The organism is Gottfriedia acidiceleris (genome assembly GCF_036421055.1).
Classification (GTDB): domain Bacteria; phylum Bacillota; class Bacilli; order Bacillales; family Bacillaceae_G; genus Gottfriedia; species Gottfriedia acidiceleris_C.
Window position 1 is genome coordinate 83,934 of record NZ_JAZGQS010000004.1, and the last position, 25,885, is coordinate 109,818.

The following is a 25,885-nucleotide window of genomic DNA, read 5'->3' on the forward strand; positions in this document are numbered from 1 at the left end:
TAGAGCTTAAGCCAAGTCTTCTTTATTTGATTTTTATTTTAAGGAGGATTGACAGAATTTGTTTAAGAAGCGGAAAAAAATCCTACCTGGATTTGGATTAACGTTTGGATTTTCAATATTATATATAAGTTTTTTTATTTTTCTTCCGGTATCGATGCTGTTCTTACATTCGTTCGATATAGGTTGGTCAAAATTTATTAAAATTGTTAGTGAACATAGAGTACTAATGTCTTATAAAGTCAGTTTTGGAACTGCCTTTATTGCTGCGATTATTAACGCTGTTTTTGGTTTATTAGTAGCTTGGGTGCTTGTACGTTATCGATTTCCTGGAAAACGAGTTGTAGATGCATTCATTGATTTACCTTTTGCATTACCAACTGCAGTTGCTGGGATTACTTTAACTACATTGTATTCTCCTGATGGTTGGGTTGGAAAATTTTTCTCATTCAAAATTGCCTATACACCACTCGGTATTATTATAGCTCTTACATTTATTGGGTTACCATTTGTAGTTAGAATGGTTCAACCTGTTCTTGAAAATTTTCAAAAAGATGTTGAGGAAGCAGCAGCAAGTTTAGGTGCAAACCGTTTTCAAATATTTTGGAAGGTTATTTTTCCAGGGATTTTACCAGCTTTATTGACGGGATTTTCTTTAGCTTTTGCAAGATCCTTAGGTGAGTATGGGTCAGTCGTGTTTATTTCTGGAAATATGCCAATGAAGACTGAAATCACACCTTTGTTAATCATGACAAAATTAGAGCAATACGATTACTCGGGTGCAACCGCACTTGCAGTTGTATTATTAGTAACTTCTTTCTTACTCTTATTGATCATTAGTATTTTTCAAAGATATGCAAATCGTGCTTTTGTTCAAGGGGGTAAAGGTTAAGAATGGAAAGAGAATATAAAATTGAGAGAAAAATAGAAGTGAATTCTAGTACTGATAAAAGAGTAAAATTGAGCGTCAGTACGATTCCCATCATTTTAATCAGTATTGTCATACTCTTTTTAGCACTATTTTTATTTCTTCCATTAGTTTCAATTTTTATAAAGGCTTTACAAGATGGTTTTGGCGTGTATAAAGAAGCGATTGTAAATGATGAGACATTAGCAGCAATTAAATTGACGTTTTTGGTAACGATTATTACGTTACCCCTTAATGCGATTTTTGGCGTTTCGATTGCGTGGGCTACAACGAAATTTAATTTTAAAGGAAAAAATATTTTAGTAACTTTAATAGAACTTCCTTTTGCAGTATCGCCGGTTGTAGCAGGATTTTTATTTGTACTTTTATTTAGCCCGAATAATGGGATTTTTGGTGGATGGTTAAAGGAACATAATTTGAAAATCATTTTTTCAACCCCAGGAATTGTTTTAGCAACAATTTTTGTCACATTGCCTTTTGTCGCAAAAGAATTAATTGCAGTTATGCAGGCAACAGGGAGTGCTGAAGAAGAGGCTGCGCTCACTTTGGGTGCGAACGGATGGCATATTTTTTGGAAGGTGACACTTCCGAAAATTAAATGGGGACTTTTGTATGGCGTTATATTATGCAATGCAAGAGCGGTTGGAGAATTTGGTGCTGTATCAGTTGTATCTGGACATATTCGAGGAGAAACAATTACGATGCCACTTCATATTGAAAATTTATATAATGAGTACCAATTTCCACAAGCATATACAGTTGCGTCACTAATGTCCATTTTTGCGATTCTGACGTTAGTGATTAAAAATATAATTGAATGGAAAGTTCAAAAGGTAGAGAAACAATAGGAGAGGATTGTATGTCAATTAAAGTTTCAAATGTAATAAAAAGTTATGAAAATGAAACTGCCTTAAAAGGAATTGATTTAACGATAAAAAAAGGGGAATTGGTTGCTTTATTAGGTCCATCCGGGTCCGGTAAAACAACGTTGTTACGAATAATTGCCGGTCTAGAAAATCCAGATTCCGGTGAAATATTTTTTGAAGATCAAGATGTAGCAAATGTGCAGGTAAAAGAGAGAAATGTAGGGTTTGTTTTCCAGCATTATGCTTTATTTCAGCACATGACTGTTTTTGAAAATATTGCTTTTGGTTTAAAGGTTAGACCAAGAGCTACTCGCCCTTTAAAAAGAAAAATTAATGAGAAAGTGATGGAATTACTATCATTAGTAAAATTAGAAAGCTTTGCAAATCGATTTCCTTCTCAATTATCTGGTGGACAAAGACAACGTGTTGCATTAGCTAGAGCATTAGCTGTTGAACCAAGTGTATTATTATTAGATGAACCTTTTGGAGCATTAGATGCAAAAGTTCGGAAGGATTTAAGAAGATGGTTGCGTAAACTCCATGATGAAATTCATATTACGAGCATATTTGTAACGCATGATCAAGAGGAAGCACTTGAAGTTGCAGATCGAGTTGTCATAATGAATGGCGGAATGATTGAACAAATCGGAACACCTGAAGAAGTTTACCATACACCAGCAAGTCCGTTTGTTTATGATTTTCTTGGCAAAGTAAATTTATTTCATGGAAGGATAAATAAGGGGAGCTTAATAAGTGGAGGATTAGAAATTCCATTACCAGAATTAGTTGAACAAGAACATAAAGAACAGAAAGAGGTTACGGGTTATGTTCGTCCTCATCAAATTACAATCGAAAAATTTGAAACAAATCAAACTTCGATCAGTGCAATTGTAACTCATATTCATGCTGTAGGGCCTATCGTCTATGTGGAAGTCTTACGGGAGGATACAAATGATTATGTTGAAATTGAACTTATGAACGAATTATTTTACGAACTAAAGATTCAACTTGGAGAAAGGGTATTTGTCCGTCCTAATGAATTGAAGGTATTTATTCCTCAAGATTATTCGATTTGATAAGGAAAAAGAACTAAAAAAGGTTAAGGAGCATTCCTTAACCTTTTTTATTATTATTAACCTTTTGCTGCTTCTAGTTCAGCTAGCTTTTCTTTGGCAATGATATCGATTTCGCGTTTTAGTTCTTCTACCATTGTTGCTTCTGGTACTTTACGTACGATTTCCCCATGACGGAATAGTAATCCTTCGCCACGAGCTCCGGCAATACCAATGTCTGCTTCGCGTGCTTCACCAGGACCGTTTACTGCACATCCAAGTACGGCAACTTTAATTGGTACTTTTAAAGTTGAAATGTACTCTTCAACATCATTTGCAATACTAATTAAGTCGATTTCAATTCGACCACATGTAGGGCAAGAAATTAATGTCGCAGCGTTTGAAGATAAACCGAAAGATTTAAGTAATTCTCTTGCAACTTTTACTTCTTCAACTGGATCTGCGCTTAATGAGATACGCATTGTATTTCCGATCCCTTTACTAATGATTGCACCTAAACCAGCGGCACTCTTAACTGTACCAGCAAACAATGTACCTGATTCAGTAATCCCTAAATGTAAAGGATAATTGAATGCTTTTGAAGCTTTTTCATATGCTTCAATTGCAAGGTTTACATCTGATGCTTTCATCGAAACGATGATGTCATGGAAATCTAAATCTTCAAGAATTTTAATATGATGTAATGCACTTTCAACCATTCCATCAGCAGTTGGATAACCATATTTCTCTAAGATTCGTTTTTCTAATGAACCAGCATTAACACCGATACGAATCGGAATTCCTTTCGCTTTAGCAGCATTTACTACAGCTTCAACTTTTTCTTTACGACCGATATTACCTGGATTAATTCTTATTTTATCTATTCCGCCTTCAATTGCTTTTAAGGCTAATTTATAATCAAAGTGTATATCTGCAACAAGAGGTATGTTAATTTGTTTTTTAATATCAGCGATTGCATTTGCAGCTCTTTCGTCTGGTACTGCAACTCGAACAATCTGACATCCAGCTTCTTCAAGTCGTTTAATTTCTGCAACTGTTGCTTCAACATCGTGTGTTTTTGTCGTTGTCATACTTTGGATTGAAATTTCATTTGCCCCACCAACAACGACATTACCTACTTTAACTGCGCGTGTTTTACTTCTATGTGTAATTTCGTTCACGAGTAACTCGCTCCTTCAAAAATAACTTTATTTCTATTTTTATAAATCTACATTATCATATTTTCTTCATGATTACTCATTTTATCAACTGGTTCTAAAGAAATATATCACAAATTTTATTTTTGTGAAGAGTAAATTGGAAATTTATATGATTTTCCACTTTGAATTTTAGTAGGTGAAAGTCCATTGTTTAATGCACTAAAATCTTCTGTAATTTGGCTAATTGGTTGGTTAAAATCAGGGTTAAGTTCTTCGATAATTCCTAATACAGTGTCACCGTTTTTAACTTGAATTTTTTCATATTTTGGAAGTGAGGTTGATTTTGTTTCAGATTTTGTTGCTTTTGCTACTGTAGCAATATGTTTAGTTGGGATCGTCCCTACTTGGAGGTCAAAAAATATTATATATGCGAGCAATAAAGAACCTAGTAAAAAAGCTATTTTTTTCATTAATAATCACTCCTTTTGTAGACTATATGCTTGTCCACAACGAATATTCCTACTAGGAGCTTGGTCCAATAAATATTTTAGAAAAAAAAAAGAAGTGTGAAACACACTTCAGTCATCATTATTTTTTAGAAGGTAAATTTTTAATTGTTAATGTGTACATAGCAACAGTTATTAAAATAAAAATTAAAGTTTGGAATGGAATGTTTATTTTAAATAATCCTAGTAATATATAGATAACAGTAGGCAATGTTAAGCTATACGAAACCATTGCAAAGCGTTGTCTAAAAGGTAGGTGTTTAGTCGACTTAAATAAAGCTGTTAAAAATGCTAATAATGTAGCAACTATAAATATGAAGATACAAGATCCTAAATAAAATAGAAAAAATAATGCGATTAAAAATACTGGAAGAGATTCTTCAATATTTTTAATAAATTTTGAAACGTCTGCTTTGTTTATTTTTGTAGATTTTAATGAAGGGTAAGGAAAGTCTTGCTCGCCTTTATCATTTTTTATAATTACTCTATTTTTTAATACAACAACAGAAAATTGTTCACTTTTTAATTTTGAAGGCATAACTGTTTCATTTGGATAAAAAGCATATTTATATTCACCGATATTTCGTTCGAACGGCTTATTATCGTTAATTGTTATAGCTCCTTTGTTTAAAGAAATTGAATGAATATTGTCCTTAAGCAAATCAGAAACATTGTTCACCTGAAGCTTCACATTTTTTTCAAATGAAAAGAAACCAGGAAGAGTATATAAAATTGCTAGTAGGAAAAGAAAAAAGATTGTTTTACCGATTTTTTGGAGTCTATATCTTGATATTGTTTTTGGAGAGTATAAACTAAACCAAAATTGTTTAAATATATTCATAAACTCATCCTTTCTTATTTAATGTTATTTCACATCCCGAAATTTATTATGTAACTTTCGGGCTATTTTGTATATTATAATCTTTTTTTGGTAATTGAATATTAAACTTTAATTAAAATGGTAAGAGTAAATCAGAAGAGAAGTACAATGAATTAAGGATTGTATTTAAGTTTGGTTCTAAACCTCGATAAAACAATCTATTTGCACTATAAAATAGTTAATATAAATTAATAATCAAAAAAATAATGAAAAGTGTTGACGTCTAGTATGAAACATGATAAATTAAATATTGTCTTAAGGACAAACAAAATTATTCCGCAGTAGCTCAGTGGTAGAGCACTCGGCTGTTAACCGAGTGGTCGTAGGTTCGAACCCTACCTGCGGAGCCATTTATATAGTTTGGCGGTGTAGCTCAGCTGGCTAGAGCGTACGGTTCATACCCGTGAGGTCGTGGGTTCGACTCCCTCCGCCGCTACCAATATTTTATTATGGAGTAATACCCAAGTCCGGCTGAAGGGATCGGTCTTGAAAACCGACAGGGGTGTAACAGCCCGCGGGGGTTCGAATCCCTCTTACTCCTTAATTAGTGAAAAAGTCTTCAACTATCATGTTGAAGACTTTTTTCGTTTTTTTAATTCTTCTTTGATCCACTTGCTTAAATAATTTTCTTCCAAAAATTAAACTTTTTTACTTTCTTTCCCTTTTATGAGCATTACTATTGAAATCTTTCAGTATATTTGATAACTTTAAATTGAAATTCACTATTATCTTTGGGAGGAAATAAAAAATGTCAAAATTTGAATTACCACAATTACCTTATGCTTATGATGCATTAGAGCCACACTTTGATAAAGAAACAATGAATATTCACCACACTCGTCACCATAATACATATGTAACAAACTTAAACGCTGCTTTAGAAGGTAAAGAAGTAGCTGCTTCTTCAATCGAAGAATTAATTTCAAACTTAGATGCACTTCCAGAAGGTATCCGTACTGCTGTACGTAACAATGGTGGTGGACATGCTAACCATAGCTTATTCTGGACTTTATTAACTCCAGAAGGCACAGGCACTCCAGTTGGTGAAGTTGCTGAAGCAATTAACGCTAAATTCGGTAGCTTAGATGAGCTTAAAGCTGCTTTCACTCAAGCTGCATTAACTCGTTTCGGTTCTGGTTGGGCTTGGTTAGTAGTAAGCAATGGTGAGTTAGAAGTAACTAGCACAGCTAACCAAGATTCACCTTTAATGGAAGGTAAAACTCCTATCTTAGGTTTAGATGTATGGGAACATGCTTACTACTTAAACTACCAAAACAAACGCCCAGACTATGTTGGTGCATTCTGGAATGTAGTAAACTGGGAAAAAGTAGAAGAATTATACCAAGCTGCTAAATAATTTATAAAAAATGAACACTACTTAATTTATTTAAGTAGTGTTTTTTTTGTTTTTAAAAAAGGATAAATTTTCATTTACTCGGAAAACTAGTTCATGAGACAAAGGAGAGTTTATTATGAGTAAGTGGAAATTTTTATTAGGTGACGTAGATTTAAATAAAGATTTAATTCTTTTACTAAGTGTCGGTGGATTGTTTACTTTAGCTACAGCTCTATCTAGTACATTTGTAAATGTTTATTTGTGGAAGCAATCAAATAATTATTTACCCATTGCTTCGTACCAATTTTCGATTGCATTTTTTCAAGCTCTTACATTCGTAATAGCAGGAAGATTAGCTAAAACAATTGATCGAGTTGTCATTTTAAGAGCGGGTATTTCTTTTTTGGCAATATTCTACATAGTCGTTTTACTATTCGAAACGAAGACATTATTAGCAACAATTTTGATTGGAGCGATTTTAGGGTTAGGGAATGGCTGTTACTATTTAGCGTTTAACTTATTAACGTTTGAAGTTACTGAACCTGAAACCAGACAATTTTTTAATGGTTTTTTAGGGCTAATTAATTCGTTCACGGGAATGCTTGGGCCATTTATAGCCGGAGCGATTATTTCTTCAATGATCGGAAATAAAGGTTATCATTTTGTGTTTCTTGCTGCAGTTATTTTATTTATATGTGCAGTGGTCTTAAGTTGTTTCTTAATTAGACGGGAACTTGATAGTGAGTTCAATATTAAGCGCGTCATTCAAGAAAGAAAATTAAATAAAAATTGGCGGAGAGTAACATATGCTAATTTCTTTCAGGGTATTCGTGAAGGGATTTTTATGTTTGTTATTTCAATTTATATTTTCTTATCTACAGGAAGTGAATTTGCGTTAGGGAAATACGGATTAATTACATCGCTAATTAGCTTTATTACCTATTATGTTGTTACAAGAATAATAAAAGAAAATTTTAGAATGAAAGCTATATTTATTGGTGGTTTTTTACTATTTTGCGCTGTTTTTGTAATCGCTTTTAAAGTTTCGTTTCCTTTATTAATTATTTACGGTGCAATAATTTCTTTGGCATATCCAATCATTTTAGTACCTTACTTGTCTTTAACATATGATATAATAGGAAAATCGTATAAGGCCAGGGAATATAGGGTGGAATATATCGTAATACGTGAAGTGTATTTAAATAGCGGTAGAATGTTTTCCATTGCAGTTTTCATTGTATGTACGTTTTTATTCCAACCAGAAAAATTTATTCCATTATTAATGTGTTTATTTGGAACAGGACACTTCTTGGTCTATTTCGTAATGAGGAAATTAGAATATAAGCATGCTTAAGTATTGTCACGAAATTGTCAAAAACTTAGCTTTGATTCCATTTCCAAATCATTAAAATATTAATATGTAGAATTAGGAATTGTAGAAAAAAGAGGAGAAAAAATGAATAAGCCTAAGAAATATAAAATTACATTACCAACACGACTGAATACACTATTTTTTCTTGTGTTTGTCTTATTTTCTTTTTTAATTCTAAGATTAGGTGTCGTACAAATTGTTAAAGGTGAAGACTATAAATTAGAATTAGAGCGTACTGAAAATATGACCGTCGATCAAGCTGTACCAAGGGGGAAAATTTTAGATCGTAACGGAAAGGTTGTCGTAGATAATACGCCTTTACGTACAATTACGTATACAAGAAAAAAAGGGACAACTTCAGGTGAATTATTAACAATGGCTACAAAGTTAAAAAGTTATCTAAAGATGCCTACTAATAAAATAACTGAACGAGATAAAAAAGATTATTGGTTATTAACTAATCCTAAGGATGCAAAAAAATTAGTATCAAAAGAAGAGAATAAAACACTTAAAGCTCAAAATAAAGATGATGACGCTGCTTACAATAAAGCTTACTATAATTTACAGCTTGATAAAATTACTGCAGATGAAATCAATTCACTTAGTGCAAATGACTTACAGATCCTTGCAATTTACAAGCAAATGAGTGCTGGTTATGCACTAACTCCACAAACAATTAAAAGTGAGGGAGTTACTGAAAAAGAATATGCAACAGTGAGTGAACATTTGGATCAGCTTCCAGGTGTAGATGTAACGACAAATTGGGAAAGAAAATACGTTTATGGTGATACGTTCCGAACAATTTTAGGTAATATTACTTCCGAAAAAGAAGGACTACCTGCTCAAAATGTCGATTATTATTTAGCACGTGGTTATGACCGTAATGACCGTGTAGGAAAAAGTTATATTGAAAAGCAATATGAAGATGTTTTACGTGGTACAAAAGGTAAGGCACAAAATGTTATTGATTCAAATGGAAATGTTGTTGATACGAAAGTGATTACAGAAGGGGAACCCGGAAGTGATTTAGTATTATCAATTGACATGGAACTTCAAGGTAAAGTTGATGAAATAGTAAAAAGAGAGCTTATAAAAGCTAAAGCAACGTCAAATGGTCGATATTTGGACCGTGCATTTGTTACGATGATTAACCCGAAAACGGGTGAAATTTTAGCTATGTCAGGTAAGCAAATTGTTAAAGACAAAAAGACAGGCAAAAATAAAGTTGTCGACTATGCAACAGGAAATCTTACTTCATCTTATGAGATGGGTTCAACAGTAAAAGGTGCAACCCTTTTAACTGGTTATCAAACAGGAGCAATTACTCCAGGTCAAAGGCAATTTGATACACCAATTAAAATTGCGGGAACACCAGTAAAAGCTTCATATAAAAACTTCGGATGGATTAATGATTTAGATGCACTAAAGTATTCATCAAACGTTTATATGTTCCGCACAGCTATGGCTATTGGACATGCACATTACGTAGAGAACAGGCCTTTAGATATTGACGTAAAAGCATTTGATACATTCCGAAATAGTTTCAGTCAATTCGGACTTGGTGTTAAAACGGGAATTGATTTACCAAATGAAGCAATTGGATTTAAAGGTGTAGACAAAAGCCCAGGTTTCCTTCTAGATATGGCGATTGGGCAATATGATACTTATACGCCACTTCAATTAGCTCAATATGTATCTACAATCGCTAATGGCGGTTATAGAATTCAACCGCATGTTGCAAAAGAAATTAGACAGCCTTCTATTGGTGACGATACCGGTGTTATTAGAACAGAAGTAAAACCTAAAGTATTAAATCGAATCGATATGAAACAATCATACATCGATCATGTTAAACAAGGTTTGATCAAAGTATATAATGAGACTGGTGGTACTGCTCACAAATACTTTATAGGGGTAGATTATAAAATCGCCGGTAAAACAGGAACAGCCCAATCTGTCTATGACGGTCCTGATCGTAAAAAATACAATGGGCCACAAAAAACTTATAATGAAACTTTAATGGGTTATGCTCCATATGATAATCCTGAAGTTGCCTTTGTAGTAGTCGTTCCTTGGTTACAAACTGACCAAGCGCCAGTAAATAAATACATTGGCCGAGATATTATGGATGAATACTTTAAATTGAAGAAAGAACGACAATCAATTTATAATGACGAACCAAAAGATATTTTAGATAACCAAGACAATCAAAGTAGTCAAGTGAATGAAGACACTCAAAATAAAAATCAATAAGAAGAGAAGGGATTAAACCCTTCTCTTTTTTATTTGAAAAACTCCTTTTCTATAGCCTTCCTTTACCTTCTGAATTTATTTACATAATCTTTACATTCGGTTAAAACAGGTTTAATAGTTTGAGAATATGATTATTCATGTAATCTAATACTGAATTATAACGAGTATATAAATTTTATCTATTTTTTAGTTAATATTTTATATATCAAAAATAGAATGCTTCCTTTAGGATGAGAGGGGATCGAAAGTTATGACAATGACATTAAATAGAGAGAACATTATTAAAAATGATGATTTTGAAGAGACAAATACAAACGTGAAAAAATCAATTGTATATGATACACAAGATTTAAATTTATGGTATGGACAAGATAAAGCATTAAAAAATATAAATTTAAGTATTTATGAGAATGAAGTTACTGCGATTATTGGACCTAGTGGATGTGGTAAATCAACTTATTTAAAAACGTTAAATCGGATGGTTGAGTTAGTTCCTTCAGTTCGAACAGAAGGGAAGATCCTTTACCGCGAACAAGATATTTTCGATAAAAACTATCCTGTTGAAGAATTAAGAACACACGTAGGAATGGTATTCCAAAAACCAAATGTATTCCCTAAATCAATTTGGGAAAACGTTGCATATGGACCGAAAATACATGGTATTAAAGATAAAGCTACATTAAATCAGATTGTTGAAAAAAGTTTAAAAGGCGCAGCAATTTGGGATGAGGTGAAAGATCGTTTGCATGAAAATGCATTTGGTCTTTCAGGAGGGCAACAACAACGTTTATGTATCGCACGCTGTTTAGCTATCGAGCCAGATGTTATTTTGATGGATGAGCCAACGTCAGCGCTAGATCCTATTTCCACTTTGAAAGTTGAAGAGTTAATTCACGATTTAAAGAAAGATTTTAGTATTATTATTGTTACACATAATATGCAACAAGCAGCTCGTGTTTCTGATAAAACTGCTTTCTTTTTAAGCGGTGAAGTAGTTGAGTTCTCAGATACTAATAAACTGTTCTCAACACCTAAAGATAAACGTACTGAAGACTACATTACTGGACGATTCGGATAATAGAAGGGAACAGGTGAAAAGAGATGAGAAATCAATTTGAAGCAGACTTAAGATCATTACAAGAAATGATTATCGAATTGGCTGAGAAAACAAAAAAAGCAGTCATTAAAAGTATGGATGCATTTCGTACTGAAAATATTGAACTAGCTTTAGAAGTAATAGACGAAGATGACCGCATTAATAAATTAGAAAAAGAAATAAATGAATTAATTTTAGTGATTATTACAAGACAACAACCAGTTGCTGTCGACTTAAGAAGAAATTTAACTGCTATTAAGATTGCTCATGATCTTGAACGAGTTGCAGATTACGCAGTAAATATTGCAAAATCGACAATTCGTATCCGTAGTCGTCAAGAAAACTTACCATTAGAAAATATAGAAAAGATGCATGAACTTGGCTTAGATATGTTAACAAAAGCTTCAGAAGCATACCGAACAGAAGATTTACAAGCTGCCAAAGAGATTGGTGAAATTGACGATATAGTTGATGAATTATATGGAACAACTGTTAGAACGCTAATGTCAAGCATTGCAGATTCTCCTGAGCATGTATCTAATATCATGCAAATGGCATTTATTTGTAGATATCTTGAAAGAATTGCAGATTATGCAACAAATATTGCTGAGAATATTTATTACCTAGTTAAAGGGAAATATTATTTATTAAATCAATAAAAACAGTCAAATATGATAAAAGGGTGTTCAGACAAATTTTACCTGAATGCCCTTTTGTCATATTTATGTAATATTAAGCATACTTCTTTAACTAGTAAAAGATATTGAGGTGGTAATAAATGAAGGTTGTTATTTTAGCTGGAGGATACGGTCAAAGGCTTTTACCAATTACTAACAACATTCCTAAGCCACTATTACCAATCGCAAATAGAGCGGCAATTGAGCATTTAATATTACATTTAACAAGACTTGGGTTTAACGAATTTATCATTCAGCTTCATTATATGTCCCAAGCAATAATCGAGACGATCAATGCAATGAAATTAAAAAATGTTTCAATTGATTATATTATAGAAGAAAAAAGTTTAGGGTCTGCTGGTTGTTTAAGACTATCTAAGCATTTTCTTCATGAGCCCTTTCTATTAGTGAATGGTGATATTTTATTTGACGGTGATATTAGAGATGCATTAAAAACTCATTTAGAAAATAAAAGTAAATTTTCTATGTTTGTAAAACAAGTTGAAAACTGTGGATCATACGGAAATGTAAAAGTAAAAAATGGACAAATAATCGACTTTATTGAAAAGCCGAATGAAGGTAGTGAAATTAGTAAGTTAGTTAATACTGGAATTTATATAATGAATCCTGAATTATTATTTCAAATTCCAGAAAATCGTTATTTTGACATTAGTAATGATTTGATTCCTTTAATGTTAAAAAATAATATCTGTTTACAAGCTTTTCATTTAAAAGGTTATTGGATTGATTATGGGACACCTAGAAGATTTGCAAAGTTAAACGTAGATTGGATTGAAGAGAAATTAAACTTACCTATTCCTGCTGTTCAAATATTACCGAGAATCTTTTTAGGTGAACATGTAACGATAAAAAATAATGTTAAGATTGTTTCACCTGTTATTATTGGGAATGATGTTACGATTGAAGAAAACTGTGTAATTGGCCCATATGTGTCGATTAGTTCTAATATTCGAATTGATCAAGGCAGTGTATTACATCATCAAGCTGTCTTTCAAAAATATACACTGAATTATGAAAATAAGTTTGTACATAATTCAATAAAAAAAATATCAAAAGAAATCCATTGAATCAATAAAAAGTATGGAAATTATCGCGAAAGAATGTTATTATATACAAGTCTGATTATGTCACTATGTCAGGAGGGAAAATAAAATGCGCGTAAATATTACATTAGCATGTACAGAATGCGGAGATCGTAACTACATCACTACTAAAAATAAACGTAATAACCCAGACCGTCTTGAGCTTAAAAAATATTGCCCAAGACTTAAAAAAGTTACAGTTCATCGCGAAACAAAGTAAACAGTAGGAATTTTCCTACTGTTTTTTTTATATTCAAATACTTTATAATTTTAATTAGAATACAGATCAATAAAACTTTTTACTATAGAAAACTCGATCCTGACTATGGAGGCCATTATTATGGAAAAAAAAGAAATTAGAAATTCTATGATGAAAAACTTGAAAAATATTTCAGTATCGGAAAGAGAAGAAAAGTCAAAACAAATTATAGAAAAATTATTAGGTACTGAACAAATGATGAGTGCAAATATAATAGCAACAACAATGCCAATGGAGCATGAAATAAATACTAAGTATTTAATAACTGCTTGTTGGAAAATGAATAAATCAGTTGTTGTCCCTAAATGCAACCATGAGACAAGAAAAATGCATTTTTACAAAATCAATTCATTTGATGATTTAAAGGAAGGTTATTTTGGAATACAAGAGCCGATAGAAGAAAAATGCGAGGAAATAAGAAAAGAACTTATTGATTTAATTATTGTACCTGGAGTAGCATATACAAAAAATGGTGAACGACTAGGATATGGTGGTGGTTATTATGATCGCTACCTAGAAGATTATAATAAACAACTATTAGCTTTAGCTTATGAAATTCAAATCATTGAAGAAATACCAACAGAAAAACATGATATTAAGATGCCGTTGGTTTTAACAGAATCAAGAATAATAAAATCGGTAAAGTAAGTGCATAATGTGATACGATTTGTTTGAAAATAGGTAAGACTGGAAATAGTCTTATAGCTTAAAAATCAAATTTATACACAACTAATATTGTAACAATTTTGTAAAAAGTTTCACAAACTTTGAGTTTAAATACATATATAATATAGAAGTCCCAGTTACTTACACTTTTATAACACAAAATGAGGTGGATATTATGTTACACAAAGAAGTAAATCGTGTCGCACTTATCGGAACAGGCGCAGTTGGAGCAAGTTATGCTTTTGGTATGTTAAATAAAGGTGTTGCCGAAGAATTAGTTATGATTGATTTAAATAAAGATAAAGCGGAAGGGGACGCAATGGACTTAAGTCATTGTCTACCTTTTGTAAGTTCTAGAACAAAGATTTGGGCTGGAGATTACAGTGATTGTAAAGATGCGAGTTTAGTCGTCATTACAGCTGGTGCAGCTCAAAAGCCTGGAGAAACTCGTTTAGATTTAGTCGCAAAAAATTGTGCTATTTTTAAAGGGATTATTGGAGAAATTATGGCTTCAGGATTTGACGGTATCTTTTTAATTGCTACAAATCCAGTAGATATTTTAACATACGCAACTTGGAAATTTTCAGGATTACCAAAAGAAAGAGTAATCGGATCTGGAACAAGTTTAGATACTGCACGTTTTAGATATATGCTTGGGGATTATTTTAATGTGGACGCAAGAAATATCCATGGGTATATAATCGGTGAACATGGTGATAGTGAACTACCAGTTTGGTCTAAAACAAATGTCGGTACTTCACCAGTACAGCATGTATTAAAGAAAAATCCAAAATATAGTCAAAAAGATCTTGATGAAATCTTTTTAAATACACGTGATGCCGCATATCACATTATAAAGAAAAAAGGTGCAACATACTATGGAATTGGAATGGGCTTAGTTAGATTAACAAAAGCGATTCTAAAAAATGAAAATAGTATCATAACTGTTTCTGCTTATTTAGATGGACAATATGGAGAACATGATATATATATAGGCGTTCCAGCAGTAATAAATCGAAGTGGAATTCGAGAAATTGTTGAACTAGATTTAAATGAATTAGAACAACGTCAGTTTAAAAACTCGGTAGACACATTAAGAAAAACGATGGAACCAATTTTATAATTACACAACTAAGACCTCTTTCTATTTGAAAGAGGTCTTAGTGTATAGATTATTATTTGAAAAATATGCCAACTTTTTATATTGTAAAAGTAACAAAAAAATTATGGAGGTAATTTTGAAAAAAATAAATAATAAGTACGCATGGTTATTAATAGTAATCTTTATAATTGGACTAGCTCTATATTATGGAAACCAAGAATTTTTTAATAAACATCTAAAAAAGCATATAGAGACTTCAGTGAAATTTCCTAATTACGATGATACAGCAATCGAGGCGGAGAATGGATTATTAGCTGTTACGAATCCTACATCTAATTTAGTATTAGTTAATAAAGAAAGAAAGCTACCAGATGGGTATGAACCGCCAGATCTTGTTTATCCAATTGTTCCCTTGCATGGTGTAAACAAAGATAAGACATTAATGAGAAAAGAGGCAGCTCATGCTTTAGAAAAATTATTTGAAAGAGCAGAAGCAAATGGCATAAAGCTTACTCCAGTTTCCGCATATCGTTCTTTTAATCGACAAAAAAGTTTGTATAATTATTATGTACAGATTCATGGTGAAGATTGGACTCAATCTTTTAGCGCTGTTCCTGGTACAAGCGAACACCAAACTGGCTTATCAATAGATGTATCATCTCCAAACTTCGGTAACAAGCTTGAACAAGGATTTGGAGAAACGAAAGAAGGAACTTGGCTTGCGGAACATGCACACGAATTTGGATTTATCATTCGTTATCCGGAGGACAAAGTAAATATTACTGAATACAATTATGAACCATGGCATATAAGATATATCGGAACAAAGTACGCTACATATTTATATAAAAATGATTTAGCTTTAGAAGAAGTAATGAAGCCTAAAAAATAATAATAAATGCCTACAAAATAAATGGTTTGTATGGTATTTCACATTGACGAGTAATCGTTTCCAACTTATACTTATTACATGTTTAGATAGATAAAATAATAGGAGTTAAGTATGAAATCCGTATATGATATTCAACAATTTCTAAAGAGCTATGGCACCATTATATATACAGGTGATCGATTAGCTGACTTGATGTTAATGCAAGATGAGCTAAAAGAATTATTTTTAGCGAATATACTTGAAAGTAAAGATTTACAAATTGCTACCATGATATTAAAAAAAGAGATGGATGAAATAAAAAATAAAACGGTTTGAAGAAATCGTTTTTTTTAAAATCTATTGCAAACGATTTCACAGTGAAGGGAGAAGGCATTATGGCTAAAATGATTGTAGGTGTAGATTTAGGTGGTACAAGCATTAAGTTGGCATTATTAACAAATAACGGGGAATTCATCGATAAATGGGAAGTACCAACAGATAAATCTGATAGTGGTAAGCATATTCCTAAAACAATTACAATTGCAATTGAAGAAAAGCTTAAACAGATGGATAAAACAAAGGAAGATATTGCTGGAATCGGTATTGGAGCTCCGGGTTCTGTTCGATTAGAAGATGGACTTATTTTTGCAGCAGTAAATTTAGGTTGGGTTAATTTTCCTTTAAAAGAAATTCTAGAAAAGGAATCAGGTATTCCTGTCATTGTTGATAATGATGCAAATATAGCAGCTGTTGGCGAAATGTGGAAAGGTGCTGGAAACGGAGCAAAAGATGTAGTAATGGTTACACTTGGAACAGGAGTTGGCGGAGGCGTAATTGTAAATGGTGACGTTGCACATGGAATTAGTGGATCTGCTGGTGAAATTGGTCACATAACAGTGCAACTTGAAAATGGAGTATTATGTAACTGTGGAAAAACGGGATGCTTAGAAACAATTTCTTCAGCTACAGGAATTGCAAGAATAGCAAACGAGAAGTTGCAAAATACGACAAAAGAAACGGTTTTAAAAGAAATGTCGAATAATTCACCAATTACAGCTAAGGACGTTTTTGATGCTTATTCAAATGGTGATGAAGTTGCAGAAGAAATCGTTAATCATGTAATGAGATATCTAGCGTTAGTTTTAGCCGGAGTAGGAAATACTCTAAATCCTGAAAATATCATTATTGGTGGCGGAGTATCAAATGCAGGTGAACTGTTATTAAAACCTTTAAAGAAATATTTTGACGAGTTTGCTTTCACAACAGTACGAGATTCGACAAAACTTTCAATTGCCAAGTTAGGGAATGATGCAGGAGCAATTGGAGCAGCATATTTAGTGAAAAAATTTATTACTAATGAAATTTAACTTAAATTTAAGGTACTTCTAATTGAAGTACCTTATTATGTTTATTGTATTGAATTGAAAAAAATAATTAGTTATTTGACGGCGGAACTAGTTTATGATAAATTGAATGACGTTAGAAAAAAACCTAAGGTAACGTCAAATAAAATTTTTAAATCCATACATTTAGTAGCTAATAATTGTATGAATGATTTCAAAAATTCTTGGTATTTAAATGCCAATAAAATAGATATGTGAAATGCCAAACATTGATTTATAATAGATAAAATAGATTAATAGTCTAAAAAAGAGGAGGAACAGAATATGTGGAAAAAGTTTATTAAAAACTTTGGATTCCCGTTACTTGCTGTATTCCTTTTATGGATTAAAGCAACTATTCTAAGCCAATTTTATTTTGATTTAGAAATTGAAAATTCAATGCAAGAATTTATCTTAATAATTGCTCCTATATCTTCATTATTAATATTTATAGGTATAGCTCTTTTTGCAAAAGGACCGAAACGTAATAGAGCAGTTATTTGGATTACTATAATCATGTCCTTTATTTTAGTAGCTGATACAGCTTATTATTCATTCTTTGACGATTTCGTAACGATTCCAGTTTTATTTATGACACGAAACTTTGGGGATTTAGGTTCAAGTGTTAAAGCAATGATCAGCTATAAAACAATCTTAGCTTTTTCTGATATTTTTATCTTAATTGCAGTTAATTATTTCTGGGGTAAAAAATTCTTTACTACTGGTAACATTAAAGGGAAAGCTAGAACAGCTTATTTCTTAGCAGCGGTTGCTATTTTCTTAGTTAACCTTGGTTTAGCAGAAACTGAACGCCCACAATTATTAACACGTTCTTTTGATAGAGAATACATTGTTAAATTTTTAGGATTATACAATTACCATATTTATGATATGGTTATTCAATCAAAAACATCTGCTCAAAAAGCGATGGCTGATGATAGTGAATTAGCAGGAATCGAGAACTTTATTCGTGCTAACGATACGGGTGTGAATGCACAATTACATGGTAAATATAAAGGTAAAAACGTAGTAGTAGTTTCATTAGAATCATTACAAAATTTCGTAATTGGACGAAAAATTAATGGACAAGAAATTACGCCTTTCTTAAATAAATTTACGAAAGAAAGTTATTATTTTGATAATTTTTACCACCAAACTGGACAAGGTAAAACATCTGATGCTGAGTTCTTAATTGATAATAGTTTATTCCCATTAGATCGTGGTGCAGTTTACTTTACAAACAGTGGTAATACGTTTACTGCAACACCAGCAATCCTTAAAAAGGATCAAAATTATTACACGTCAGTAATGCATTCAAATAATAAATCGTTCTGGAACCGTGACATGATGTATCCAAGTCTAGGTTACGATCGTTATTATAATGAAGTTGACTATAAAGTATCTGCAGCTACTTCAATTGGATGGGGACTAAAAGATAAATATTTCGTTGAACAATCAGTAGATAAAATGGTAGCAGAGCCTAAACCGTTCTATAACCGTATGATTACACTAACTAACCATTATCCATTCGAATTAAATGATGAGGATTTAATGATTCCACGTTTAAAAACAGGAGACCAAACTGTTGATAATTATGTAACAACAGTACGTTATTTAGATGAATCAATTAAACATTTCATTGAAGAAATGAAAGCAAAAGGTTTATATAATAATACAATCATCGTTATGTATGGTGACCACTATGGTATTTCTGAAAACCATAACCGTGCAATGAGTGAAGTCTTAGGACAAGACATTACACCTGCAGAACATGTTAAATTACAAAAAGTACCTTTCTTTATCCACTTACCTGGACAAACTAAAGGTGAAACAATTCATAAAGTTGCAGGTCAAATTGATGTTAAACCTACAATTTTAAACTTATTAGGTGAAGATCCAAATAAAACTTCTATTAACTTTGGTAATGATATTTTCTCTCCAAAACACAAAAACTTTGTAGTTTTCCGTGATGGAACAATCGTTACAGATAAATATATTTATACTGGCGAGAAGATGTATGATCCAAATACTGGTGAAGAAATAAAAGGACAAAAACCACCTAAAGAAGACTTAGCAAAAGCAAATAAATCACTTGAGTACTCAAACTCAATTATTTATAAAGATTTACTTCGTTTCTATGAAGTTAAATATAAAAAAGCTGATACGAAGTTTGAATAAACATGAAAAGCACTTCCTTGTTGGGAGTGCTTTTTCACGCTGTTAAAAAACAACTTTCGATTAAATTGCCAAAATTTTCGTAAAAGGAGTAGAGTGATGTTGGTTTCCACTACAGGGTGCTTGCCTTTAATTGTAGCCAGATTTTGGTGCTAACTTGACACCATTCGTCCTGCAAGTCTTTTAGCCCCATTTCTAAGCCTTTCTACTATACCAACAAGAGACCTAAACTCACGAACTTTAAAAATTTAATATTACTTTTTAAAGCGTTAAATAAAGCACTTCTTAAACGAAAGTGCTTTTCTTTATTTTAAATACATACAATTAACTAGAAAAGAATTGATGAGGTGAAAAATTTGCATAAAAACAATCGGCCTTTATCCTTTCATTCAAGAAAATACGATTTTAACGAACTTTCAAATGATATCAATTTATTAGTACATGAATTTCCATTTCTCCGTTTAAATACGATTGGACACAGTGTTTTATATCAGCCTATATATGAGCTTCAAATTGGTAATGGCCATAGAAAGGTACATTGGAATGGTTCGTTTCATGCAAATGAATGGATTACAACTTGTGTCATCATGAAAATGCTTTTTTGGATATGTAACACTTTAATAACTGAGGAGTTGCCATTTCATAAGGAATTAGTAGCTTTATTTAATGAAAATACTTTGTCGATTGTCCCTATGGTTAATCCTGATGGGGTAAATTTAGTTATAAATGGTGCTGTTGAACAAAGTGATTATATGGAATTTGTTCATAAAATTAATGAAGGAAATGATGGTTTTACTGGATGGAAAGCAAATATAAGAGGCGTTGATCTTAACAATCAATTTCCTGCAAAATGGGAGATTGAAAAAGAAAGAAAGAAACAAAAAACATTCTCTCCTAGAGACTATCCAGGTGATGCTCCACTTTCTGAACCAGAAACAATCGCTATGAGTAATTTAGCGATTGAAAGGAAGTTTGATCTTATTTTGGCTTTGCATACTCAAGGTAAAGAATTTTATTGGGGGTATGATAATCTGGAACCGTCCATATCGGAAGTCTATGCAAATTATTTTGCACGTGTTAGTCCGTATAAGGCAGTAAAAACAATTGATAGCCATGCAGGTTATAAGGATTGGTATATACAAGATTTTCGGAAACCAGGATTTACACTTGAATTAGGAAAAGGAATAAATCCTTTGCCACTTTCTATGTTTGAATCCATTTTTTCCGAGACATTTCCTATTCTGTTAGCGTCATTATTTAACTTAGAAAATATCCAATCATCTCTAAAATAAAAAAGCTGACAAAGTTGTCAGCTTTTTTATTTAGAACATGTTTTCTATATGTAGAAATTTGTTCGTTCATAATGAAATAAATTTTATAAGTGCGCTGGTGGATAACCGTTATGTAAAATTGTCATAATGGCAAACCAAGCAAATAAAACTAATGTAGCACCAGACCAAAAAACAGCTAAAAAATTCTTATTCTTTAATGATCCTATTAAAGCTGGAACACATAGAATAGCTACTAGTATAAAAATAATAACTGTACCCATTGTAAACCCCCTTAAATTTCTTCAAGCAACCCCTGTTTGCTATCACATCATTATTATTGTAAAACTTTTGTGAACAATTGTCTATTTGAAATTAAGTGCTAAACCAAAATTATGATATAGTATTAGATAGAATAAAAAAAGAAAGCAGGGTATGAATATGAATGTTTTACAATTACCACTAGGTCCATTACAAACTAATTGTTATATCTTAAGTAATGATATGAATGAAGCGATTATTTTTGATCCGGGCGAAGAAGCACAAGTAATATTTAATGTTATTGAAGAAAATAAATTAAAGCCACTAGCTATCCTTTTAACCCACGCTCATTTTGATCATATTGGGGCTGTTGATGATGTACGTGATGAATATAATATACCCGTTTATATTCATAAATATGAAGCAGATTGGTTAACTGATGGACAAAAAAATGGTTCTGAATTATTTATGAGAAATCAGTCAATTTTTGCAAGAGAAGCAGACCATTTGATTGAAAAAGAAGGCAAAATGGAAATTGGTCCTTTCTTATTTTCAATTTTCGAAACTCCAGGCCATTCACCAGGAAGTGTTTCATTTTATTGTAAAGAAATAAAGACCGTATTTTCGGGTGATGCTTTATTTGAAGGTAGCATTGGACGAACTGATTTACCTGGTGGAGATCACGAACAGTTGATTAGAAGTATAAAAGGCAAGCTTCTATCTTTACCTGATGATGTAGTTGTATGTAGTGGTCATGGAGAAACTACAACGATAGGTGATGAGAAAAGACATAATCCTTTTTTATAAGGTAATATAATGAAAAACATAATTATTAATGCGATAAATAATAGCAAACAGGGCTTTATTACATACGAACAATTTATTTCGCTAGTGCTTTATGATCCTGAAGATGGTTATTATCAAAAAGCAAATGAAAAAATTGGACGAAAAGGTGATTTCTATACTACAAGCTCTGTAGGTTCAGTATATGGAGAAGTAATTGCAGCTTCATTTTGTCGGTTTGTTAAGAATAAGCTAATCGAACCTTTTTTTGTTGAAGTTGGTGGTGGAAGTGGCAGATTCGCATCATCCTTTCTTTCGTACTGTGAAAAAAAAGAGCCAGAAATTTATTATAATTTAACTTACTATATTATTGATGCAAGCAAATATCATCGTACTTTACAAAAAGAATTACTGGCGAACCATATGAATTGTAAATACTTCTCAAATATTCTAGAAATCGAGCAAATCAATAATGGAATGATATTTTCAAATGAATTGTTTGATGCTTTACCTGTTCGAGTAGTTGAATTTAATCAAAACGAATGGCATGAAGTAGTAATTATCATTGATGATTTAAATGATTTGAAAGAATATCTCGTTAAAATACAAGATAATGAAATCAATGATTTTCTAAGTAGATACAATTTTGTTGGGAAAAATGGACAAAGAGTTGAAATTCCTGTTGGTATGGAAAAAGTTTATGACCATTTACAATCGAAAATTAGTAAAGGAATCATTTTAACTGTTGATTATGGTTTTACGAGGGAAGAGTGGGATGTACCCCATCGAATTAAGGGAAGTTTGCGTGGTTATTACAAGCATGAAATGAAAACAAATATACTAGAGAATTTAGGGCATATGGACATTACAACTCATATTCACTGGGATGAATTAAAAAAGTTCGGAATACAGAATAATATCGATAATCTATACTTTTCTAACCAAAGAGATGCAATATTAGATTTTGGTATATTAAGTTGGCTTATTCCGCATGCTCAGTCAAATCCTTTTTCAAGCGAATATAAACAAAATAGAGCTGTACAATCTTTAATTATGCCTGGGGGAATAAGCGATTCCTTCCAATGGCTATTACAAACAAAAGGTATGTCAACAAATGAACATACTAAATTAAATAAATTGATTTCATTAAATGAATACAAATAAAAAAACCAGTCATATGACTGGTTTTTTTATTATTCACTAAAGCCAGGTACTAATAAGAAAGTACTATAATATGTAAATCCAATAAAGAACACAGTTAAGTATGCGCCAAAGATATAGATGTACATACGCTCAGAAAGCTTTAGATAGCCTAATACTACGAAAAATGCTGTTTGACATGCGAAAATAAGTGCAGCTGCTGACATATGTCCAACAAAGAACATTACCGTAAATATAGCTGTCCAGAATCCTAGAACGCGGAACATTCGATCCATCCTAAATCCCCCCATAAAAAATTTCTACCCATTCATTATTATAAAATAAGAAAGTTACAATTGTAAACAATGTATTAATACAATTCTAAATTGATTCTAGAGATAATGAAATTATCCATATCTGATATTATTTTTCTTATTTAATGATTTTCTATACATTGATTTGGAAACATCCTTTTTGTTTTAAGTTAACTATTTGATTTTTTTGTTCGTTATTTCGATAAATTAACTTTAATTTGTAAATAAATTTTTATCAAAATTTAAATTTTCGTTTAGTTTCCTAATTATTACGATTTGATAGGTGAGGGAAACAAAAATATAATTACTCATATAGAAAGGAGGACTAAAAATGGTATCAGTAGAAACAATGGTCGAAGAACTTCTAAAAAAAGCTTGCTATTTTGGGGCATCGGATATTCATTTATTACCAAAAGAGGATGATGTACAAATTTTTTTTCGTGTTGATGGTGAATTGAAACTTATTCAAAGGATAAATAAAGAGAAGTCTAAGAGGATCATCATGCATTTGAAGTTTTTAGGAAGTATGGATATAGGAGAAATTAGACGGCCACAGACTGGAATATTAGTTGTAAATATTAATGAAATTTTATTATCACTTCGCTTGGCCACTTTACCAACCATTATTGATGAGTCTATGGTTATTCGTATTCATCCCCAACAAAAAATCACTCCAATAGAAAGTCTTTCCTTATTCCCATCTACAACTCGTAAACTTTTGTCTTTATTACATCATTCACATGGGCTTATGATGTTTACAGGGCCAACAGGCTGCGGGAAAACAACAACGCTGTATTCCTTATTGCAGTCAGCTAAAAAAGACATAGCCAGAAATATTATCACTTTAGAGGATCCGATTGAAAGGAAATCTGATGAATATTTTCAAGTGCAAGTAAATGAAAAAGCAGGCTTAACCTATGCAACTGGGTTAAAAGCTATTCTTAGGTCTGATCCAGATATCGTAATGGTAGGAGAGATTAGGGATGAAGAAACTGCAAAAATTGCTGTTCGGGCAGCATTGACCGGTCATTTAGTATTAACGACAATTCATTCTAATAACACAAAAGGTGCACTCTATCGAATGTTAGAGCTTGGAATTCCAAAGGAGGAATTATTTCAGGCAATGGTTGCTATCGTTTCTCAAAGGTTAGTTCCAATAAAATGCCGTTTTTGTGAAGGGGAATGTGAACCAAACTGTTTTGTAAATCGAAATCATAGAAGATTAGGGATATATGAATTGCTATATGGTAATGCTCTAAACTCTGTTATTAATGAATTTAGAGGGCTACAAGATGAAGTTCAATTATCTACCTTAAATGATCAACTCATTAAAGGGTATGCATTAGGTTTTATTGATAACAAACATTTGGACAGAAGTATAATTTATGGGTAAATATTTTCATAAAAGAAAATTAACTTATATTGAACAGGCAAAACTTCTAAAAATATTGGGAGAACTTTTACAAAAAGGTTATCCACTAGTTCAAGCAATTGAATTCTTAACAATTCAATTCCCAGCTGACCTAAAAGAATGGATTTATAAAGCTAAATTTGCTTTGGTTGAAGGAGGATCATTCATCGATTTTGCTAAAATGCTTTGCCTTCATCAAGATGTACTCGTTTATTTGTATTATGCAGAAAAGCATGGTGATTTGTCCTTGGCGCTTGGCGAAGGCAGTTATATGCTTACAAAGAAGATTCAACATAGAGCTTACATAAGAAAGATCATGGGATATCCTATTTTTTTAATTACAATTTTAATGCTAATTTTGTTTTTGTTTAGAAATATAATCATTCCTCAATATGAAATGCTATTTTCAACATTCCATACTAACCAGAACTCTTTTATATTCATCTACCTACAAGTTATAAAAAGATTACCTTCAATCATGTTTTCATCTCTTCTCCTAATTGGATTGACAGCCTATGGATACTTCTTTTTAATTAATAAATTAAATTCAATTGAGCGGATGGATCGATTAATTCGAATCCCGTTAGTTAGTAAGTATTTAATTACAATGAATACTTATGAATTTTCAATGCAGTTAAGTATATTATTACATGCCGGTTTTCCAATAGTTGATGCACTAAAAACAATGCAGAATAATGATAGTAGGACATTTATAAAAGAAAAAGCAGTAGTTTTTTACAATCAAATTTTAAACGGTATTTCTATGCAAGAAGCATTTAAAAATGAACATGCATTCCATAGAGATATTATATTTGTGATTGAACATGGCATGAACAATAGTACTCTTAGTAAAGAACTTGCTGATTATGCTGATTATTTAAAGGAGAGTGTTGAGGCTTATTTTCACAGATCAATAAAGATTATTCAGCCGATTATACTAATCCTAATCTCTTCAAGTATTCTATCACTGTATATAGCCATCCTGTTTCCTATGTTTCAACTGATGAACAATATCTAGGAGGGATTA

26 protein-coding genes and 3 tRNA genes are annotated in these 25,885 nt (G+C 31.8%); 24 read left to right on the top strand and 5 right to left on the bottom strand.

What is annotated here, in order from left to right; all coding sequences use genetic code 11:
* Positions 1 to 58 precede the first annotated feature (58 nt).
* From cysT to RAH41_RS07435, 3 genes are read left to right on the top strand one after another with little or no spacing between them, the layout of a single operon-like run.
* Positions 59 to 889 carry a sulfate ABC transporter permease subunit CysT gene (gene cysT, locus RAH41_RS07425; RefSeq protein ID WP_331221591.1) on the top strand — a complete coding sequence of 277 codons (831 nt, stop codon included), beginning with the start codon at positions 59 to 61 and terminating at the stop codon, positions 887 to 889.
* A gap of 2 nt (positions 890 to 891) precedes the next feature.
* On the top strand, positions 892 to 1,773 hold the full coding sequence (gene cysW / locus RAH41_RS07430) for a sulfate ABC transporter permease subunit CysW (RefSeq protein WP_331221592.1): 882 nt from the start codon (positions 892 to 894) through the stop codon (positions 1,771 to 1,773).
* Positions 1,774 to 1,784: 11 nt separating this feature from the next.
* Entirely contained in the window at positions 1,785 to 2,867 is a 1,083-nt protein-coding gene (locus RAH41_RS07435; RefSeq protein WP_331221593.1) for a sulfate/molybdate ABC transporter ATP-binding protein, read from the top strand.
* Between the two features lie 56 nt (positions 2,868 to 2,923).
* Here RAH41_RS07435 and ispG read toward each other — a convergent pair whose 3' ends face one another.
* From ispG to RAH41_RS07450, 3 genes are all read right to left on the bottom strand, one after another.
* Positions 2,924 to 4,024 (bottom strand): flavodoxin-dependent (E)-4-hydroxy-3-methylbut-2-enyl-diphosphate synthase, encoded by a 1,101-nt coding sequence (ispG, locus tag RAH41_RS07440; protein WP_331221595.1) that lies wholly within the window; start codon positions 4,022 to 4,024, stop codon positions 2,924 to 2,926.
* A gap of 116 nt (positions 4,025 to 4,140) precedes the next feature.
* Positions 4,141 to 4,473, bottom strand: a complete 333-nt coding sequence (locus RAH41_RS07445) for a hypothetical protein (protein ID WP_331221596.1) — start codon at positions 4,471 to 4,473, stop codon at positions 4,141 to 4,143.
* 118 nt (positions 4,474 to 4,591) lie between these two features.
* Positions 4,592 to 5,350 carry a DUF1189 domain-containing protein gene (locus RAH41_RS07450; RefSeq protein ID WP_331221597.1) on the bottom strand — a complete coding sequence of 253 codons (759 nt, stop codon included), beginning with the start codon at positions 5,348 to 5,350 and terminating at the stop codon, positions 4,592 to 4,594.
* 314 nt (positions 5,351 to 5,664) lie between these two features.
* Between RAH41_RS07450 and RAH41_RS07455 the strand changes: the two genes are divergently transcribed.
* The 17 genes from RAH41_RS07455 to RAH41_RS07535 all read left to right on the top strand — a co-directional run bounded on the left by RAH41_RS07455 (position 5,665) and on the right by RAH41_RS07535 (position 20,973).
* A tRNA-Asn gene (locus tag RAH41_RS07455) sits at positions 5,665 to 5,739 on the top strand.
* A gap of 12 nt (positions 5,740 to 5,751) precedes the next feature.
* Positions 5,752 to 5,828: transfer RNA gene (locus RAH41_RS07460), tRNA-Met, on the top strand.
* Positions 5,829 to 5,840: 12 nt separating this feature from the next.
* Positions 5,841 to 5,930: transfer RNA gene (locus tag RAH41_RS07465), tRNA-Ser, on the top strand.
* A 207-nt stretch (positions 5,931 to 6,137) separates the two neighbouring features.
* Positions 6,138 to 6,746 carry a superoxide dismutase gene (locus tag RAH41_RS07470; protein ID WP_331221599.1) on the top strand — a complete coding sequence of 203 codons (609 nt, stop codon included), beginning with the start codon at positions 6,138 to 6,140 and terminating at the stop codon, positions 6,744 to 6,746.
* A gap of 115 nt (positions 6,747 to 6,861) precedes the next feature.
* Positions 6,862 to 8,079, top strand: a complete 1,218-nt coding sequence (locus RAH41_RS07475; RefSeq protein WP_331221600.1) for an MFS transporter — start codon at positions 6,862 to 6,864, stop codon at positions 8,077 to 8,079.
* Positions 8,080 to 8,181: 102 nt separating this feature from the next.
* Positions 8,182 to 10,350: a penicillin-binding protein 2 gene (locus RAH41_RS07480; protein ID WP_331221601.1), complete on the top strand. Its 2,169-nt coding sequence runs from the start codon at positions 8,182 to 8,184 to the stop codon at positions 10,348 to 10,350.
* Between the two features lie 250 nt (positions 10,351 to 10,600).
* Positions 10,601 to 11,428, top strand: a complete 828-nt coding sequence (pstB, locus tag RAH41_RS07485; RefSeq protein WP_331221602.1) for a phosphate ABC transporter ATP-binding protein PstB — start codon at positions 10,601 to 10,603, stop codon at positions 11,426 to 11,428.
* A 23-nt stretch (positions 11,429 to 11,451) separates the two neighbouring features.
* Positions 11,452 to 12,105: a phosphate signaling complex protein PhoU gene (gene phoU, locus RAH41_RS07490; RefSeq protein WP_331221603.1), complete on the top strand. Its 654-nt coding sequence runs from the start codon at positions 11,452 to 11,454 to the stop codon at positions 12,103 to 12,105.
* A 119-nt stretch (positions 12,106 to 12,224) separates the two neighbouring features.
* Complete coding sequence (locus tag RAH41_RS07495) at positions 12,225 to 13,211, top strand: NDP-sugar synthase (protein WP_331221604.1); 987 nt, start codon at positions 12,225 to 12,227, stop codon at positions 13,209 to 13,211.
* Positions 13,212 to 13,296: 85 nt separating this feature from the next.
* Positions 13,297 to 13,446: a 50S ribosomal protein L33 gene (rpmG, locus tag RAH41_RS07500; protein WP_056475024.1), complete on the top strand. Its 150-nt coding sequence runs from the start codon at positions 13,297 to 13,299 to the stop codon at positions 13,444 to 13,446.
* 120 nt (positions 13,447 to 13,566) lie between these two features.
* A complete protein-coding gene (locus tag RAH41_RS07505) occupies positions 13,567 to 14,133 on the top strand; it encodes a 5-formyltetrahydrofolate cyclo-ligase (protein ID WP_331221605.1) in 567 nt (188 codons plus the stop codon).
* Positions 14,134 to 14,326: 193 nt separating this feature from the next.
* On the top strand, positions 14,327 to 15,274 hold the full coding sequence (locus RAH41_RS07510) for an L-lactate dehydrogenase (RefSeq protein ID WP_331221607.1): 948 nt from the start codon (positions 14,327 to 14,329) through the stop codon (positions 15,272 to 15,274).
* Positions 15,275 to 15,389: 115 nt separating this feature from the next.
* The gene (locus RAH41_RS07515) at positions 15,390 to 16,145 is read left to right on the top strand and encodes a M15 family metallopeptidase (RefSeq protein WP_331221609.1); all 756 of its coding nucleotides are present in this window, start codon (positions 15,390 to 15,392) and stop codon (positions 16,143 to 16,145) included.
* 111 nt (positions 16,146 to 16,256) lie between these two features.
* Positions 16,257 to 16,460, top strand: coding sequence for a YqgQ family protein (locus RAH41_RS07520; RefSeq protein WP_248268664.1), 204 nt, complete (start codon positions 16,257 to 16,259; stop codon positions 16,458 to 16,460).
* 56 nt (positions 16,461 to 16,516) lie between these two features.
* Entirely contained in the window at positions 16,517 to 17,491 is a 975-nt protein-coding gene (locus RAH41_RS07525) for an ROK family glucokinase (RefSeq protein WP_098860889.1), read from the top strand.
* 300 nt (positions 17,492 to 17,791) lie between these two features.
* Positions 17,792 to 19,684: an LTA synthase family protein gene (locus RAH41_RS07530; RefSeq protein ID WP_331221611.1), complete on the top strand. Its 1,893-nt coding sequence runs from the start codon at positions 17,792 to 17,794 to the stop codon at positions 19,682 to 19,684.
* A 353-nt stretch (positions 19,685 to 20,037) separates the two neighbouring features.
* A complete protein-coding gene (locus RAH41_RS07535) occupies positions 20,038 to 20,973 on the top strand; it encodes a M14 family metallocarboxypeptidase (protein WP_331221613.1) in 936 nt (311 codons plus the stop codon).
* A gap of 83 nt (positions 20,974 to 21,056) precedes the next feature.
* On the opposite strand, the gene RAH41_RS07540 is transcribed toward RAH41_RS07535, so the two are convergent.
* Complete coding sequence (locus RAH41_RS07540; RefSeq protein WP_098233292.1) at positions 21,057 to 21,233, bottom strand: DUF2759 domain-containing protein; 177 nt, start codon at positions 21,231 to 21,233, stop codon at positions 21,057 to 21,059.
* 157 nt (positions 21,234 to 21,390) lie between these two features.
* Between RAH41_RS07540 and RAH41_RS07545 the strand changes: the two genes are divergently transcribed.
* Together RAH41_RS07545 and RAH41_RS07550 are read left to right on the top strand one after the other, a co-directional pair.
* Entirely contained in the window at positions 21,391 to 22,017 is a 627-nt protein-coding gene (locus RAH41_RS07545) for an MBL fold metallo-hydrolase (RefSeq protein ID WP_331221614.1), read from the top strand.
* Positions 22,018 to 22,026: 9 nt separating this feature from the next.
* Positions 22,027 to 23,157, top strand: a complete 1,131-nt coding sequence (locus RAH41_RS07550; protein ID WP_331221616.1) for an SAM-dependent methyltransferase — start codon at positions 22,027 to 22,029, stop codon at positions 23,155 to 23,157.
* Positions 23,158 to 23,186: 29 nt separating this feature from the next.
* On the opposite strand, the gene RAH41_RS07555 is transcribed toward RAH41_RS07550, so the two are convergent.
* Positions 23,187 to 23,429 carry a DUF2626 domain-containing protein gene (locus RAH41_RS07555; protein WP_056475051.1) on the bottom strand — a complete coding sequence of 81 codons (243 nt, stop codon included), beginning with the start codon at positions 23,427 to 23,429 and terminating at the stop codon, positions 23,187 to 23,189.
* 349 nt (positions 23,430 to 23,778) lie between these two features.
* Here RAH41_RS07555 and comGA point away from each other — a divergent pair, with 349 nt between their 5' ends.
* Positions 23,779 to 24,840, top strand: coding sequence for a competence type IV pilus ATPase ComGA (gene comGA / locus RAH41_RS07560; protein ID WP_331221618.1), 1,062 nt, complete (start codon positions 23,779 to 23,781; stop codon positions 24,838 to 24,840).
* Positions 24,833 to 25,876 (top strand): competence type IV pilus assembly protein ComGB, encoded by a 1,044-nt coding sequence (gene comGB, locus RAH41_RS07565; RefSeq protein ID WP_331221619.1) that lies wholly within the window; start codon positions 24,833 to 24,835, stop codon positions 25,874 to 25,876. Before comGA ends, comGB begins: the two co-directional genes overlap by 8 nt.
* Positions 25,877 to 25,885 lie beyond the last annotated feature (9 nt).

Excerpts from the sequence above, each read along its gene's own strand:
- cysW (WP_331221592.1), top strand. The coding sequence starts at position 892 with ATGGAAAGAGAATATAAAATTGAGAGAAAAATAGAAGTGAATTCTAGT.
- RAH41_RS07435 (WP_331221593.1), top strand. The coding sequence starts at position 1,785 with ATGTCAATTAAAGTTTCAAATGTAATAAAAAGTTATGAAAATGAAACT.
- RAH41_RS07445 (WP_331221596.1), bottom strand. The coding sequence starts at position 4,473 with ATGAAAAAAATAGCTTTTTTACTAGGTTCTTTATTGCTCGCATATATA.
- RAH41_RS07450 (WP_331221597.1), bottom strand. The coding sequence starts at position 5,350 with ATGAATATATTTAAACAATTTTGGTTTAGTTTATACTCTCCAAAAACA.
- RAH41_RS07470 (WP_331221599.1), top strand. The coding sequence starts at position 6,138 with ATGTCAAAATTTGAATTACCACAATTACCTTATGCTTATGATGCATTA.
- RAH41_RS07475 (WP_331221600.1), top strand. The coding sequence starts at position 6,862 with ATGAGTAAGTGGAAATTTTTATTAGGTGACGTAGATTTAAATAAAGAT.
- RAH41_RS07480 (WP_331221601.1), top strand. The coding sequence starts at position 8,182 with ATGAATAAGCCTAAGAAATATAAAATTACATTACCAACACGACTGAAT.
- pstB (WP_331221602.1), top strand. The coding sequence starts at position 10,601 with ATGACAATGACATTAAATAGAGAGAACATTATTAAAAATGATGATTTT.
- phoU (WP_331221603.1), top strand. The coding sequence starts at position 11,452 with ATGAGAAATCAATTTGAAGCAGACTTAAGATCATTACAAGAAATGATT.
- RAH41_RS07495 (WP_331221604.1), top strand. The coding sequence starts at position 12,225 with ATGAAGGTTGTTATTTTAGCTGGAGGATACGGTCAAAGGCTTTTACCA.
- rpmG (WP_056475024.1), top strand. The coding sequence starts at position 13,297 with ATGCGCGTAAATATTACATTAGCATGTACAGAATGCGGAGATCGTAAC.
- RAH41_RS07505 (WP_331221605.1), top strand. The coding sequence starts at position 13,567 with ATGGAAAAAAAAGAAATTAGAAATTCTATGATGAAAAACTTGAAAAAT.
- RAH41_RS07510 (WP_331221607.1), top strand. The coding sequence starts at position 14,327 with ATGTTACACAAAGAAGTAAATCGTGTCGCACTTATCGGAACAGGCGCA.
- RAH41_RS07520 (WP_248268664.1), top strand. The coding sequence starts at position 16,257 with ATGAAATCCGTATATGATATTCAACAATTTCTAAAGAGCTATGGCACC.
- RAH41_RS07530 (WP_331221611.1), top strand. The coding sequence starts at position 17,792 with ATGTGGAAAAAGTTTATTAAAAACTTTGGATTCCCGTTACTTGCTGTA.
- RAH41_RS07540 (WP_098233292.1), bottom strand. The coding sequence starts at position 21,233 with ATGGGTACAGTTATTATTTTTATACTAGTAGCTATTCTATGTGTTCCA.
- RAH41_RS07545 (WP_331221614.1), top strand. The coding sequence starts at position 21,391 with ATGAATGTTTTACAATTACCACTAGGTCCATTACAAACTAATTGTTAT.
- RAH41_RS07550 (WP_331221616.1), top strand. The coding sequence starts at position 22,027 with ATGAAAAACATAATTATTAATGCGATAAATAATAGCAAACAGGGCTTT.
- RAH41_RS07555 (WP_056475051.1), bottom strand. The coding sequence starts at position 23,429 with ATGGATCGAATGTTCCGCGTTCTAGGATTCTGGACAGCTATATTTACG.
- comGA (WP_331221618.1), top strand. The coding sequence starts at position 23,779 with ATGGTATCAGTAGAAACAATGGTCGAAGAACTTCTAAAAAAAGCTTGC.
- comGB (WP_331221619.1), top strand. The coding sequence starts at position 24,833 with ATGGGTAAATATTTTCATAAAAGAAAATTAACTTATATTGAACAGGCA.